This window comes from Methanobrevibacter sp., from assembly GCF_045112895.1.
GTDB lineage: Archaea > Methanobacteriota > Methanobacteria > Methanobacteriales > Methanobacteriaceae > Methanocatella.
Map to the genome: position 1 here is coordinate 18,297 of NZ_JBGUIH010000031.1, position 14,464 is coordinate 32,760.

12 protein-coding genes are annotated in these 14,464 nt (G+C 39.2%); 5 read left to right on the forward strand and 7 right to left on the reverse strand.

Translation table 11 applies throughout. The annotated features are described in order from the left end of the window. Position 1 precedes the first annotated feature (1 nt). Positions 2 to 1,138: a tetratricopeptide repeat protein gene (locus ACJMLD_RS06155; RefSeq protein ID WP_405269287.1), complete on the forward strand. Its 1,137-nt coding sequence runs from the start codon at positions 2 to 4 to the stop codon at positions 1,136 to 1,138. 161 nt (positions 1,139 to 1,299) lie between these two features. Here ACJMLD_RS06155 and glmM read toward each other — a convergent pair whose 3' ends face one another. Both glmM and ACJMLD_RS06165 read right to left on the reverse strand, forming a co-directional pair. Continuing rightward, positions 1,300 to 2,664, reverse strand: a complete 1,365-nt coding sequence (gene glmM / locus ACJMLD_RS06160) for a phosphoglucosamine mutase (RefSeq protein WP_405269290.1) — start codon at positions 2,662 to 2,664, stop codon at positions 1,300 to 1,302. A 60-nt stretch (positions 2,665 to 2,724) separates the two neighbouring features. Next, positions 2,725 to 3,123 carry an exodeoxyribonuclease VII large subunit gene (locus ACJMLD_RS06165; RefSeq protein WP_405269293.1) on the reverse strand — a complete coding sequence of 133 codons (399 nt, stop codon included), beginning with the start codon at positions 3,121 to 3,123 and terminating at the stop codon, positions 2,725 to 2,727. An 86-nt stretch (positions 3,124 to 3,209) separates the two neighbouring features. Between ACJMLD_RS06165 and ACJMLD_RS06170 the strand changes: the two genes are divergently transcribed. Then, complete coding sequence (locus tag ACJMLD_RS06170; RefSeq protein ID WP_405269296.1) at positions 3,210 to 3,836, forward strand: queuosine precursor transporter; 627 nt, start codon at positions 3,210 to 3,212, stop codon at positions 3,834 to 3,836. Here the strand turns inward: ACJMLD_RS06170 and ACJMLD_RS06175 are convergent. Beyond that, the gene (locus tag ACJMLD_RS06175; RefSeq protein WP_405269299.1) at positions 3,833 to 5,491 is read right to left on the reverse strand and encodes an ATP-dependent DNA ligase; all 1,659 of its coding nucleotides are present in this window, start codon (positions 5,489 to 5,491) and stop codon (positions 3,833 to 3,835) included. The genes ACJMLD_RS06170 and ACJMLD_RS06175 overlap by 4 nt on opposite strands. Then, complete coding sequence (thiC, locus tag ACJMLD_RS06180) at positions 5,491 to 6,765, reverse strand: phosphomethylpyrimidine synthase (RefSeq protein ID WP_405269302.1); 1,275 nt, start codon at positions 6,763 to 6,765, stop codon at positions 5,491 to 5,493. Before thiC ends, ACJMLD_RS06175 begins: the two co-directional genes overlap by 1 nt. Positions 6,766 to 6,846: 81 nt before the next feature. Between thiC and ACJMLD_RS06185 the strand changes: the two genes are divergently transcribed. Next, entirely contained in the window at positions 6,847 to 7,521 is a 675-nt protein-coding gene (locus ACJMLD_RS06185; RefSeq protein ID WP_405269305.1) for a PolC-type DNA polymerase III, read from the forward strand. On the opposite strand, the gene ACJMLD_RS06190 is transcribed toward ACJMLD_RS06185, so the two are convergent. From ACJMLD_RS06190 to ACJMLD_RS06200, 3 genes are all read right to left on the reverse strand, one after another. After that, complete coding sequence (locus tag ACJMLD_RS06190; RefSeq protein ID WP_405269308.1) at positions 7,518 to 8,351, reverse strand: methanogenesis marker 8 protein; 834 nt, start codon at positions 8,349 to 8,351, stop codon at positions 7,518 to 7,520. The genes ACJMLD_RS06185 and ACJMLD_RS06190 overlap by 4 nt on opposite strands. 140 nt (positions 8,352 to 8,491) lie before the next feature. Then, positions 8,492 to 10,690 carry a CDC48 family AAA ATPase gene (locus tag ACJMLD_RS06195; protein ID WP_405269310.1) on the reverse strand — a complete coding sequence of 733 codons (2,199 nt, stop codon included), beginning with the start codon at positions 10,688 to 10,690 and terminating at the stop codon, positions 8,492 to 8,494. 315 nt (positions 10,691 to 11,005) lie between these two features. Then, positions 11,006 to 12,316, reverse strand: a complete 1,311-nt coding sequence (locus ACJMLD_RS06200; protein ID WP_405269313.1) for a prephenate dehydrogenase — start codon at positions 12,314 to 12,316, stop codon at positions 11,006 to 11,008. Between the two features lie 58 nt (positions 12,317 to 12,374). On the opposite strand from ACJMLD_RS06200, the gene ACJMLD_RS06205 reads away from it, so the two are divergent. Continuing rightward, positions 12,375 to 13,436, forward strand: coding sequence for an mRNA surveillance protein pelota (locus tag ACJMLD_RS06205; protein ID WP_405269316.1), 1,062 nt, complete (start codon positions 12,375 to 12,377; stop codon positions 13,434 to 13,436). 55 nt (positions 13,437 to 13,491) lie between these two features. Further along, positions 13,492 to 14,457, forward strand: a complete 966-nt coding sequence (locus ACJMLD_RS06210; protein WP_405269319.1) for a cell wall biosynthesis protein — start codon at positions 13,492 to 13,494, stop codon at positions 14,455 to 14,457. Positions 14,458 to 14,464: the final 7 nt, after the last annotated feature.

Consider the following 14,464-nt stretch of genomic DNA (forward strand, 5'->3'; position numbering starts at 1 on the left):
AATGCCAATTTTATCATTTTCAAGCAATGATATTGATGTTATCACTGGTAAGAAAACCAGAACAATCCGTAAAGCATGGAAGACACCACTCAAAGTTGGAGATAGGTTATACTGTTATTGGAATTTGGTTTCAAAAGAAAAAATGAAGATTTTTGAAGCCTTTGTCACTGATATTGAGAATATTTCCTTTGAAGAAATTGAAGGCAATGATGAACTGGCCCGCCAAGAGGGATTTAAGGATTCCAAAGACATGATAAGAGAATTTAAAAAGATGTATGGCGGAAAGATAGATCCTTCAGAAGAGTTTCAAATAATATACTTTGAAAAAATTCACATTGATGATTGGAAAGGCGATAAGATCGATGAGAAGGCCATGATTACCAAAAGGGCGGACATCCTATTTGACAGCGGAAAGTTCGACAAATCCACAATGTGCTATGAGGCTGCCTTGAGGCTTGACCCTAGCGACGTTTATCTGCTGAACAAGCAGGGTGATAATTTGTCTAGATTGGGCAGGTTCATCGATGCAATCGAATGTTATGACAAGGCATTGGAATATGAGCCGGACAATATCTACATTCTGAATAATAAGGCTATTGCACTTCTAAACTCAGGCAATATCAATGAGGCATATAAGGTAAGCACCATTGCATATAACTACAGGCCAAGCAGTCCGATTGTTCTTTACTGGAGGGGATTCATTTTGGAGATGCTTGGAAGATATGACCAGGCATTGAGGGTCTATGACAAGCTCATCGTCATTGACGGCGAAAACCCTGAGGTCTGGAATTCCCGTGGAAATCTATTGACGGATATGGGAATGCTGGAAGAAGCTATTGAATCATTTGACAGGGCTGTTGAAGTCTGTTTGGATGATTCTGAAATGGATGCCAGTGCCATTAATAGGATGGGCAATGCTTACATTGATTTGGGCAAGTTCGATGAAGCCCTTGAATGTTTCAATAAGGCAATATCTTTGGAAAAAAATAACATTGACTTTTTACTTAATAAAGGTGTGGTTTTAATGGAACTGGGCAAATTTGAAGAGGCTGTTGATAGTTTCAACAGGGTACTGCTCAGAAATCCTGATAATGAGGACGCATTTTTCTTAAAAGAGGAATGTTTGGAAAACTTTTGAATATTTTCGGCAATCCATGTAGATTTGCAGTTCCCATTCTTTTAGTTTTACTCAAGACTTGTTTTATTTTAAAAATAGATATGATATGATAAAAAGTTTTTGAAAAATAGCTATTTTAATTGAAGCTATTTTTCATTTAATCGAAAGAATTTTTTAGCAAATTATTCCTTGTATTTTTTGATTAAACCGATTCCCCAATCTGTCATTTCATCGGCTTTTTGCTGTGAGTCGGATTCTGCAAAGCATCTGAAAATCGGTTCGGTTCCGGACGGTCTTATGATTACCCATCCATCTTCTTTTAGGATTTTAACTCCGTCTGTAAGGTCAAGCTCAAAATCAGTAGTTTCCTTAATCTCTTTTGCAATGCTTGACATGACCATTTCCTTTTGGTCGTCAGGACATTCGATTTTCATTTTTTTGGCATAGTATACCGGAAGTTCAGATACCAATTCGGACAGTGGCTTTTTCTCTTTTGCAATGATTTCCAGGATTTTGGCAACGGTCATTACAGCATCCCTTCCGTAAACGAAATCAGGGAATATCAAACCGCCATTTTCTTCGCCGCCAAACAGCCCATCTTCATCTTTGAGTTTGCGTGCTACAAGCAGGTCTCCAACAGCAGTAGCTATTACATTGCCGCCGTATTCATCTGCAACATCGTAAATCGCTTGGGAAGTTGCAACGGTAGTCACGATGGTTCCGCCATTGTTTTCCTTAAGCATTTGCTTTTCAACAAGGGTAAATGTCTTATCTCCCAAAACAAAGTTTCCCTTCTCGTCAATGCATATGGTCCTGTCCGCATCGCCATCATGGGCAAGGCCGATATCAGCATTCAACTCTTTAACGACGCTTATGAGCTCTTGCAGGTTTTCTTCAATCGGTTCAGGGTCACGGCCAGGGAAGAATCCGTCGGCCTGACAGTTGAGGGTTGTAAGTTCACAGCCAAGTTTCTGAATCAGGTATGGTGCTGTAAAACAGCCTGCACCGCTTCCGCAGTCGACGACAACCTTCAGGTTTGCTTCGCGTATTGCATCGCCATCCACCTTGGATATGGCCTCATCAACATACTCTTCGATGACTTTGCTGTTGTGGTAAATCTGGCCGATTTCAGAGAACGGCACTCTTGTAGGCTCCTCATCAAAGTATAGCTTTTCAATTGCAAGATCCATTTCATCAGGTATTCCGATACCGTATTCATCCAAAAATTTAAGCCCGTTGTATTTTGGAGGATTATGTGAAGCGGTAATCATCACTCCGCCATCATAGTACTTGCGGACAGCATACTGAACGCCGGGTGTCGGAATGATTCCCAAATCCACCACATCGCAGCCGGAAGACAAAAGTCCTGCCTTTACGGCTTCCTTCAGCATGGGGGTGGATGTTCTGGTATCTCCTCCAACGGCAACAGTTCCTTTAATCAGTGAGCCGTAGCAGGCTGCAAGTCTTGATGCGAATTCTGGGGTTAAGACATCGTTTGCAGTTCTTCTAACTCCAAATGTTCCAAATAATCTTTTCTTATCAGACATAATTAAAATTCCTAAAACATTAATGTAGTTATTTTTGGATTTCTATAGATAAATAGATTATTAATTTATCATCCTCAAACTGTCCCCGCTTGACAAAATCAATTCCAAGGAGGATTTGTATTCGGTTATGGTTCCCGTAACCTCTACTTTCCGGTTTTTGAAATTTTCGATATCCAGGTTCCTCGATTGAATTTCCGCCACTTGCTTTTCAAAGATTATTAACTGGATTTGGCCTTCGCCATCGCTTATGGTTAAAAAATAGTTGGTGCCTGAACTGGACTCGGCAATGTCGGTAATCACGCCATCAATGCATACCTTTTCATCAATCATGGCTCTTGAAATGTCTTTTATATCCACTTTTTTAACTTCGACCGAAGGGGTAAAGGCAATCAGGCCTATAATTCCAATTAGGGAAGTTATCAGTGCAATCCTTAATAGCTTTTCATCCGTAATTTCCATAGTTATTAGGTTATTCCTCAAGGTAGAAATAGGCGATAGGATTTTGACTTGTAAAATTTATTTAATATTAGAAATATAGTATCATCATGTTTGAAAATCTAACTAAAAATGAACTGTATGCAACATTGACGGGCATTTTCACCGCATGCCTGATTATATCTAACATTATTGCCGGCAAAACATTTGATTTTTTCTCATTCACGCTTCCATGTGGCGTAATGATCTTCCCGATAATCTACATTGTTAATGATGTATTGGCAGAGGTTTACGGCTACGAAAAGGCCCGACGCGTAATTTTGCTTGGATTTTTCATGAATCTTATTGCAGTCATTTGCTACAGCATAACAATATGGCTTCCGGCGCCTGCATTTTTTGAAAACTCACAGGCTTTCGAAATAGTTTTGGGAAGCACTTTCAGATTATTGATGGCCAGTTTCGCTGCATATCTGGTTGGTTCACTTGTAAATGCTAAGATGATGACCTATCTTAAAAAATGGGATGAAGAAAAGCTATTTTTCAGATGCATCCTTTCAACATTATTCGGTGAAGGATTGGATGCGATAATCTTCATCACAATCGGATTTTTGGGCACAATGCCTACAGAAGCATTATTGACAATGATTGTTGTTCAGGCATTGTTCAAGACCGTCTATGAAATAATCGTATATCCGATTACCCGAAGCGTAATTGCAAAGGTGAAAAGTCTGGATTAGTTTCCGGTATCGTACATGGAAAGCAATCTTTCAACGGTGTCCGCATCCATCGGACCCTTATCCTTTCTTATATTTTTGACAACAGGGAATCTTAGGGAGTAGCCTGTTTCATATTCGGGAGATTCGACAATTTCAGAAAATGCGATTTCAAGAACTATTTTCGGTTCAACGACAATCTCCTTTCCTTTGGTTGAAATCTCGATTTCCTTCATCTTGCCGGTAAGGTATTCCAGGGTGGCATCGTCGAGGCCGGTTGCGGCATAAGCCACGCTTTTGAAGTCATCGTTTTCATCCCTCAAGGCCACCAGATATGACCCGATGAAGTCTCCCCTTTTTCCTTTTCCGTATGTCCCTCCAATGACGACCATATCAAGGGTTTCAGGTTCTGCCTTGTATTTGAGCATTTTTTTGCCTCTAAGGCCTGGAATATATGGTGCAGTTGAATCCTTGATCATGATTCCTTCGTGACCTTCATTGATGGATGTTTCGAACAGCTCCTGGATTTCATCAAGATTGTCTGGAGTTCCGATTATCATGGTACTCAAATTCATTTCATCAACGGAAGTATCAACAATGTCTTCCAATGTTTCCCTTCTTGCTTTTAAAGGTTCATCTATCATTGGAACCTTATAGTAGAGCACATCAAACAAATACAATTTTAAAGGAACGTTTTCCATTGCTTCTTCTACATTGTATTTTCTTCTGACACGATGCAGAATGTTCTGGAAAGGTAGCGGCTTTCCATTTCTTGTAGCTATCACTTCGCCCTCTACAATATAATCCTCATGAGGCAGATGCTCATCAAACAGTTCAACGATTTCGGGCAATGCATGTGTGATGTTTTCAAGCCTGCGGGTGAATATCCTGATTTCATCATCTTTTCTGTGAACCTGCAGTCTGATGCCGTCATACTTTGTATCGCAGATTGCAGTTCCCATTTCCGGAATGATTTCATCCAACGGAGGTGCAAGCTGTGCAAGCATTGGTTTTACAGGAGTTCCAGGAGTCAGGTTAAGCTTCTTCAGGCCTTCAGCGCCCTGCTCCTTTGCGGTTCTTGCAACTACTGAAAAGTCATTCGTAAGCATTTGGGCTCTTTCGACTATGCTTTTGTCAATGTCGAAAGCCTGTGCTATCGCATCCCGGACCACACCGTCGCCCACGCCGATTCTCAGCTCTTCTGTTATTGTACGGGTAAGGTATTTGGCCTCGGTGGCACTGGCTTGGCTCAATAATTCCAATATTATCGCGATTTTGCGGTTGGTCGACCTTGAACCGCTGATTGTGGACAGCTTTCGCAGGTTGTTGAATACGAAATCGATTGTCAGTGGCTGTGAGAAGAATGTCATCTGGGATTTTTTGGCATATAGCTTGATGCAGGCAAGGCCGATGTCGCCTTCGTCACGAACTGCATCCTCAACGGCAGCCTGTGTAGTTCCCACAGCTTCTGCAACTGCTCTTTCCACGAGTTTTCCTCCGATTCCAATTTCTTCGGAGCTCCAAGCCGGGAATACAACTCCCAAAATCAAAAGTCCCACTTTTTCAATGGTGTCAGAATCCAGTTTCTTTAGGTATTCAGCTATTATCTCTGTCTTTTCAAGTCTTTTGGTTGTTGCCTCAAGTGCTGAGTATACATCCACTAATTCCTGATACTTCATTAGAATTCTCCTTTGGCTATTTTTACAGCACAGTATTCTCCGCACATGGCACACATTTCGTCATCGTCAAGCTTGCATTTGTCACGGTATCTTCTAGGTTTGGATTTGTCAAGCGCAAGGTCGAACTGGGCTTCCCAGTCAAAATCCCTTCTGGCCTTTGCCATTGCACGCTCCCTGGTCCATGCTGAATCAAGTCCTTTTGCGACATCAGCGGCTTCGGCAGCTATTTTGGATGCAATGATTCCTTCTTTAACATCTTCCAGGCTAGGCAATGATAAGTGTTCGGCTGGTGTTACATAACATAGGAAGTTGGCCCCTGATGCAGCGGCAATCGCTCCTCCAATCGCTCCAGTTATGTGGTCATAGCCAGGTGCGATATCAGTCACAAGGGGTCCTAAAACGTAGAACGGCGCTCCATGGCAGATTGTTTTTTGAATTTCCATATTGGCTCTAATTTGGTTTAGTGGCATGTGTCCAGGCCCTTCCACCATTACCTGCACATTGGCATCCTGTGCTCTTTTGACAAGGCCTCCCAGGTTTACAAGCTCTTGGATTTGAGGGATATCGCTTGCATCTGAGAGGCATCCTGGCCTTAAGCCATCTCCTAAGGATAAAGTAATGTCATATTCATAGGACAATTCTAAAAGATAATCGTAGTTTTCATATAATGGATTTTCCAGGTCGTTGTGGCTAATCCATGAAGCAATAAATGTTCCGCCACGGCTGACAATTCCCATCATTCGTTTGTTGTCTTTTAATTTTTGGACAAGGTCTTTTGTAATTCCACAATGGAGTGTCATGAAGTCAACACCCTCTTTGGCCTGATTTTCAATAGCCTTAAAGATGTCGTCAGGGTCCATATCGATTATTTCCCTGTTTTTTGCCAAGGTGACGACTCCTGCTTCATAAATAGGTACTGTTCCTATACATAAGTCGACAGCATCCATAATCTTTTTTCTGAACAATTTCAAATCGGAGCCGGTTGACAGATCCATCAATGCATCTGCACCGTATTCCTGTGCCAGCTTGGCCTTGTTTATTTCCAAATCGATGTCATCGATTTTGGATGATGAGCCTATGTTTGCATTGATTTTGGTTTTTAGGCCTTCTCCGATACCGCATGGTTTGGAATGTCCGTTGATGTTTTTTGGAATTACAACTTTTCCAATGTCGATTAATTTTGCAAGTTTATTAACGTCGATATTTTCGTATTTCGCAACATATTCCATTTCAGGTGTAATGTTGCCTTTTTGCGCTTCACTTTTTTGAGTCAAATTTATCCCTCTTGTTGACTAATCACTATTAGTTATATAGGTTCAAATATAAAGAATTACTTAATTGATTTTTGTTAGGATGTGTTTGTTATAAAAGTTATATTTTTTGACACGGAAACAACAGGTTTAAATTGCTTTGATTGTAAAATTATCGAGCTTGCAATGTTGACTGTTGAAAATGGTGAAATAATAGATGAGTATGATGAGTTTGTCGATATTGGTGTGAAATTAAATCCAAAAATCACAGATTTAACAGGCATTACCGATGATGATTTGATGGATAAAGGTCTTTATGAAGATATCATTGCAGAAGATTTAAAAGAAAGATTAACTCCAGGCACTTTAATGATTGCCCATAATTGCCAATTTGATTTGCATTTTATTTATCAATTATTAAAAAGACATTATCCTACTGAAGCTTATGATATCGTTAGTAAAGTGGATTGGATAGACACATTAACAATTTTAAAAGACAGGAAAGATTATCCGCATAAATTAATTGACGCAGTACATTATTATGAACTTGAAGAAGTTAAGTTTCACAGGGCAATTGATGATACAAAGGCTTTATATAAAGTAACATTGGCTATGAAAGATAAACGTAATGATATATTATTGTATAAGAATATTTTTGGATATAATCCTAAATGGCCTATTCGCCGTAAAGAAAAATTTGAATTCATTACATACAAACAACAACCATACCATAATTTGGGAGAAGCGGTACCTGAAGATAAGATTTTGCCGAGACTCTAAATAAGGGGGTATGGCAAGTCAGGGTTATCCTTTTTAGGCTTTTCTCCGCCGATTCTATCCAAACGCATTTCCAGGAATTTCTTGCCGTCTTCAGTATGGGCAAAGATTGGTATTGATTGTCCTACTGTCTTTATGCTTTCCTTTTCGCCGATTTCACGAATGTGCTTGGAGGAACAGCCGGTTGTTACATCGCAGATGTCGAATAGTTTTCTTGCTTCTTCAGCTGTTTTTTTGGTGGTGTGGACCACAAAGACATAGATGTTCACATCAGGATTTTCTTCTCTCAATTTTTCAATTCCATCTGCATCTTCAGCGAGTGTAATGGTTACTGCAATATTCTTGAATCCTTTTGAAATGGCCAATTTTATCCCTTCAATCTGGTTGATTTCAGCAGTTTCCGGATTGACGATATTTTCTTTGCCAATTTCAGGTATCAATTCTGGAATGGGGCTTGTTTTTACAAGTCCGGATACCCTTCCGCCGATTCCCTGAACGAGTTCCGGTTCTGTGACGATTATTGTTCCGCAGCCTTCCAGAACCATTACAACTGAATCAATTGCATTCTCATCAAGCAGTGTGCACATTATTTCTGATATTCCGAAGCTTAAGAAGTCTTTCATTCTTAGCTGCCTTTCAGGGGTGCACATTCCAAAGTCATCGATTCTAAACTGGATATTCTTTTCAATAACTTCTTTGGTGAGTTTCTTAATTCCTCTATGGTGATCAAAAAGAGGACAGTATTCGACTTCAGGTTCTGTCACATCAATGACCTTTCCATCTTTGATTGTGATTCTACTTTTCCCCAATGCTTCAATAATATGTTCGCTCATGAATATAACTATTGTTAAAATAAGTATTTAAATTGTTTTGTAATATATTTTAGAGGTTGTGTGGGAAGTGCTGGTCCTTCCCACGTATATGGTCAGAGATAATAAAAAGGAGGAAAAGGAAGAAAGGTGCTGTTTCTTCCTTACATATACTGAACTAGCTGTTCATCCTGGTCATTTCCAGGTTTGACTTTATCGATTGCATCTTTAAAGTATTTGTATGGGATTTCACTAGCTTCGAGGTTGTCTCTTAGAGTCAACATTGCAGCTTCTCTGCAAACGGCTTCAATGTCGGCTCCAACATATCCATCTGTGTTTTTGGCTAATTTTTTAAGATCAACATCTTTTGCAAGAGGCATGTCTTTTGTGTGGACTTTAAAGATTGCAAGCCTTGCTTCCTCATCAGGTTCCTTAACCTGAATGTGTCTGTCAAATCTTCCAGGTCTCATAAGTCCGGCATCCAAAATGTCAGGTCTGTTGGTTGCTGCAATGATTGCAACATCTTCAAGTTCTTCCAAACCGTCCATTTCAGTCAAGAGCTGATTAACAACTCTTTTGGTAACGCCGCTGTCAGTATCGTTTCCGCTGCGTGCGCTGGCTATCGCATCAATTTCATCGAAAAAGATTACTGTTGGTGCCGCTTGTTTTGCTTTTCTAAATACTTCTCTAACGCCTTTTTCAGATTCCCCGACCCATTTGGATAGAAGTTCGGGACCTTTTACTGAAATGAAGTTTGCTTCACTTTCACTTGCTACGGCTTTTGCGAGCAATGTCTTACCGGTTCCAGGAATTCCGTAAAGCAATGTTCCTTTCGGTGGTCTAATGCCTAAGCGTTGGAAGGTATCAGGGTGTTTTAATGGCCATTCAACAGCTTCTTTGAGTTCTTGTTTCACATCTTCAAGACCTCCTACGTCCTCCCATTTGATATCTGGGATTTGCACGAGGACTTCTCTTAAAGCTGAAGGTTGGATTTCTTTTTGAGCTGATTTAAAATCGTCTCCAGTAACTACTATTTTTTCCATCACTTCTTTCGGAATCTCTTCGTCGTTTTGGATTTCCGGCAGGATTCTTCTCACTACTCTCATTGCCGCTTCCTTACATAATGATTCAAGATCCGCTCCTACAAATCCATGGGTGGTATTTGCTATCTTGTCAAGATCTACATCATCTGCAAGAGGCATGTTTCTTGTGTGAATCTCCAATACTTCCTTTCTTTCTTCAGAGTCAGGTACTCCAATTTCAATTTCTCTGTCGAATCTTCCCGGCCTTCTAAGTGCTGGGTCAAGAGAATCTGGTCTGTTAGTTGCACCAATCACGACGACTTGGCCACGGGATTTAAGGCCGTCCATCAATGTTAGAAGTTGAGCAACGGTCCTTCTTTCAACTTCTCCATTTGTTTCTTCTCTTTTTGGTGCAATTGCGTCAAGTTCATCGATAAATATGATTGAAGGGGAATTTTCTTCAGCTTCTTCGAAGTATTCCCTTAGGTTTTCTTCAGATCCGCCCACATATTTGCTCATGATTTCAGGTCCGTTGATTGCAATGAAATGAGCATCACTTTCACTGGCCACCGCTTTGGCCAGCAATGTTTTACCTGTACCTGGTGGACCATGCATCAATACTCCTTTTGGTGGGGCAATGCCTAATTTTTCAAAGAGTTCAGGTCTTTTAAGAGGAATTTCAATCATTTCCCTTACTTTTTTGACCTCTTCTTTTAAACCGCCGATGTCTTCGTAGCTTACATCAACAAGGTTTCCCACACCTTCGATTTTGCTTACGTCAACAGGAGTCTCATGAAGCTGGACTTCGGTATTCGGACCAACGATTACAATGTCTTTAGGGTTTGTTGATACTACTGCAAATTTGATTTCTTTCATTGTAGGTGTGAAGTCCATCAATTCATCAAATAAACCTCCAAAGCCCATATTCATACTTGGTCTTGGTGCCCTGATTTGTGATCCAATGATGTCTCCTTGCACCATTACCTTTCCAGCGAATAAGCCACGTACATCTCCCTGTACGCGGATGTTATTTTCAATCGGAGCTAAAACGACTTTTTTTGCTTCTGTCGCTTTGGTTTTTTTAACAGTGACTTCACCGCCGATTGTTGCTCCGGAGTTTTTACGAACTAACCCATCAATTCTAATAACTCCAAGACCAATGTCGGTTTGTGAAGGAAGAGCAATTGCTGCAGTTCTTTTTTCTCCGACGATTTCAACTAAATCCCTTTCTTTGATGTCTAAATCGTCCATGACATTTGGATCAAGTCTTGCAACGCCTTGTCCAACATCTTTTTGAGATATTGCTTCTGCAACTTTTAGTGTAATTTCATTTTGTGCCATGATATCATCTCCTTTTTAATGGCTATAATGTAATAATTATAAAATGTCAAAAATCTTTTTGTTACTTTTTGTAACTTTATTGACAAAGTAATCTGTGTATGTTTTACTATATAAAGGTTTCGGTTTTATGAATTTTTTAAAACTATTTTAAAATAAGTTATTTTTTATTTAACTAGTGATATATTAATAATTTATCTTAAAAAAGTTATTATTCATTAATCTATCTAAATAGATAAAAATTAAAAGGTTATATTTAAATTAAAGATTTAATTACTTTATGACACTTTAATATTTGTTCGTATTGTTTAAAACAAGTTATCTAATAATTCCACCAAATCCGGTAAACAATTTTCTAACATTTTCAATATCCTCTTTGTCAAGGCCGGTAACTTCAAAAGTTAAGCTTATGGAATCATCATCAATTTGAGGGCCGTTATAGGCATCAGTCAATTTAATGTCAATGATATTGTCAATGTTCATAACTGTATCTTCAATTGTTTCAACATGGACATTCTTTGGAAATACGCAACTGATGGATTCGGTTTTGGTATTCCAATTATCGATTTTCCATTGGTAAAGTTCACTTGGAAGCAAAATCCTGATATTTGCTATACGGAGCTTTTTGGTTTTATTTCCATCTTTTAACACGGCAGTTTTCCCGTCTATGCTTTCAAGAATTCCAACATGGATTTTCCCGGAATAGATATGCTTTAATCCAACTTCCTGTCCGATTGAATTGTTCAGATAGGTATATTCATAGCTCAATGCGCTGATTGCCTTGTCACTTCTACCCAAAGCATTTTTGATATCTCCCATATGCTTTGTTGCTTTGATGGCAATGTCTATGAATTCCTCTTCATCACCATTATTGATGACGTCCCTCAGTTCAATCACGGAATCGGCCAATGCATTTCTAACCTTAGGTCCGTAATTGTTTCTGGATTGGATATTATAGGTCAGATATGGATTTTGGGATACGATACGAGCTATCATATCAATCATCAGATTGTAGATGGGACTTTCATAGTCTTCGGTTTCTGATATGTCAACGCTTAGCTTTTCAATTGCAGATGCTGTTGAAATGAATGAGAAATGTGTCAGAACCTGCACAATGCTCATCATGAAGTCATGATTTTTAGCGCTGGTTTCAATTATCCTCATGTTTTTGCCTGCCAGGTAATTGTAGACTTTAGGATACCATTCGCCCTTTTTGTCTGCAGTCAAAACAATGACCTGATTGTCTAGGCTTGTTGTTCTCGGACCAAAAACGGGGTGTGTTGGAATGTATTCTACAGTTTCAGGAAGTACCTCTGCCATTGTTTTTGACGGCTCTTCCTTGATGGAGGTCACGTCAACCATCAACGAACCGCTTTTCATGAAGGGAGCAACTTCGCGAATGACCTCTGAGGTATATTGTATTGGCACGGAAATAACCAATATGTCGCTGATATTGGCCAAACCCGCATTTGATTCTATATAGTTTACTCCTAACTCATCAGCTGCACGTTTGCCTTTTTCCGGATTGTATCCTGTTATAAATACATTAAATTCATCTCTAAAGTAGTAGACGAGAGTCTTTCCCAACCCGTCACTACCTCCAATAATTCCAACATTCATTTTAACCATTACTAAATTTATAATTATTAACTATATAAATTATTAACTAGAAAAATTATTGTGAATTATGAAGATTATAAACGAAGATGAAAAGGAAGGGATTGTTGAAATTGTTCCCGAAACATTGGATGATTTATGGCATCTGTCCCATATCATAGAAATTGGGGACAATGCGTCCTCAAAGACAACCAGACGTATTCAGGATAATACTGGAGATAAGCTTAGAAGCGACAGGGGAGTTAAAAAAACCTTTTATTTGGGATTGGACATTGAAAATGTCAGTTTTCATCTATTCACAGGAAAGTTAAGATTAACAGGAGTAATTACGAGGGGGCCAGAAGACCTGATACCTCTTGGGTCACATCACACATTGGAAGTTAAGCTCAACACCCCAATAACCATTAAAAAAGAGCGATGGCCGAAATGGGCAATTAAAAGACTTGACCAGGCTATTGAGGCTTCCAAAAAGCTTTCTGCAATAATCGTTGTTTTGGAGGACGATACCGCAACATTAGGTTTGATGAGGCAGTTTGGAATAGAGTATTACGGCCCAATCAAAGGGCAGGTGTCCGGCAAAAGAATCATTGATAAAAACAGGCAGAAAAACATTGTCCGGTTTTATGAAAAAGTCGTCGAGTCAATTGAAAAGTTCGATTCAATCCAGAATATTGTCATTGCAGGGCCAGGATTTGTTAAAAACGATTTTTACGATTATTTAAAAGACAAACATAGTGATTTGGCAGAAATATCTATCATTGAGGCAACAGGATCTGGAGGCCGCAACGGAATAAGTGAAGTTCTAAAAAAAGGAACTGTTGAAAAGCTGACTTCTGAAAATAGGGTTGCCATGGAAATGAGCGCCGTTGATAACCTGCTTACTGAAATTGCTAAGAATTCATCAAAAGTGGCCTACGGTTTGAAGGAGACCAAAAAGGCAATTGAATTGGGGGCAGTTGATGAACTGCTAATATTGGATACTAAAGTTGCAAGCGAAAACATGAGCGATGCAATGGACATGGTAGAAAACATGAAAGGGGAAGTAATGGTTATAAGCAGCGAACACGAGGGCGGAAAACAATTGGAAAGCCTTGGGGGAATGGCGGCAATTTTAAGATATGAAATTGGTTAAATTGATAGAATATTTATATATCATAAACAATTAAAAATAATATAGAGGGATTAGCATGTTTTATTCATCGGTTATTCTTGCATTTATTTTTGTTTTTATCCTATCTGCAGTAGGGACTGCTGTTTTAAATGCAATTTTTAGATTTTTAGGAAGTCGAGGGTATCTCGGCAATTTATACCCTAATGTAAGGGGAGGAACTCCACGTGCAATCGGAGTGATACCATTCATCATACTGTCTTTTTACATGCTGCCCGGATGCAACACCTTGATTTTGATTATAGGTATTTTTGCTTTAATCGACGATATTATGGGAAGAAAAAAGTGCGTACCCTTGGGTATTGAATGGGGTCAGCTTTCCAGAGGAATCGGTATTATTCTGGTCATGATTGTAGGAATCCTTGAAGGGTATTGGATTTCCGCTATTTTCATCGCGCTCATGGTTCAGCCAATGAACATTTCAGATATGCAACCAGGTTCAGCATGTATTGTTACACTGATAATGTCTGTTCTAACTATTGTCCTGATGTTGATTGTCGGTTCTCCAAATGTATGTGAATTGCCGGCGGTTTATACGCCATTATTAATATTCTTTGTATGTTTAGGTTATAGTCCATTGGATTTTACAGGAAAAATCATGCTGGGGGAAGTTGGAAACCATACCTTTGGAATAGCACTTGGTCTGGCTTTCTACATGGTTGGCGGATTATGGTCAGTCATTCTTCTCGGAATCATAACAACAGCACTTATTGCATTCATCAGAAGAAATAATTTAAGAGTATTTTTATCCCAGCAATTAAGAATATACAATCCGACATTCGGCGATTATTTCATGGATGTGTTAACCGGCGGAGGTTTAGGAGACTTGCTTAGGAAATGGATTCTTAAAGATAAACAATATGTTGTCAAATCTCCTATATTGATTTTTTTAGGATTTAGAAGACTGCTGTTCAATCCTCATGCATCACGCATTGCAGATTATGGTGTAAAAAGAGAGATACCTAGATTGGGAAAAGGAGAGTGATTTTATA

Coding starts and splice junctions, on each gene's coding strand:
- ACJMLD_RS06175 (WP_405269299.1), bottom strand. CDS start 5,491: ATGAAGTATCAGGAATTAGTGGATGTATACTCAGCACTTGAGGCAACA.
- ACJMLD_RS06210 (WP_405269319.1), top strand. CDS start 13,492: ATGTTTTATTCATCGGTTATTCTTGCATTTATTTTTGTTTTTATCCTA.
- ACJMLD_RS06190 (WP_405269308.1), bottom strand. CDS start 8,351: ATGAGCGAACATATTATTGAAGCATTGGGGAAAAGTAGAATCACAATC.
- ACJMLD_RS06165 (WP_405269293.1), bottom strand. CDS start 3,123: ATGGAAATTACGGATGAAAAGCTATTAAGGATTGCACTGATAACTTCC.
- ACJMLD_RS06200 (WP_405269313.1), bottom strand. CDS start 12,316: ATGGTTAAAATGAATGTTGGAATTATTGGAGGTAGTGACGGGTTGGGA.
- ACJMLD_RS06155 (WP_405269287.1), top strand. CDS start 2: ATGCCAATTTTATCATTTTCAAGCAATGATATTGATGTTATCACTGGT.
- ACJMLD_RS06195 (WP_405269310.1), bottom strand. CDS start 10,690: ATGGCACAAAATGAAATTACACTAAAAGTTGCAGAAGCAATATCTCAA.
- ACJMLD_RS06170 (WP_405269296.1), top strand. CDS start 3,210: ATGTTTGAAAATCTAACTAAAAATGAACTGTATGCAACATTGACGGGC.
- glmM (WP_405269290.1), bottom strand. CDS start 2,664: ATGTCTGATAAGAAAAGATTATTTGGAACATTTGGAGTTAGAAGAACT.
- ACJMLD_RS06205 (WP_405269316.1), top strand. CDS start 12,375: ATGAAGATTATAAACGAAGATGAAAAGGAAGGGATTGTTGAAATTGTT.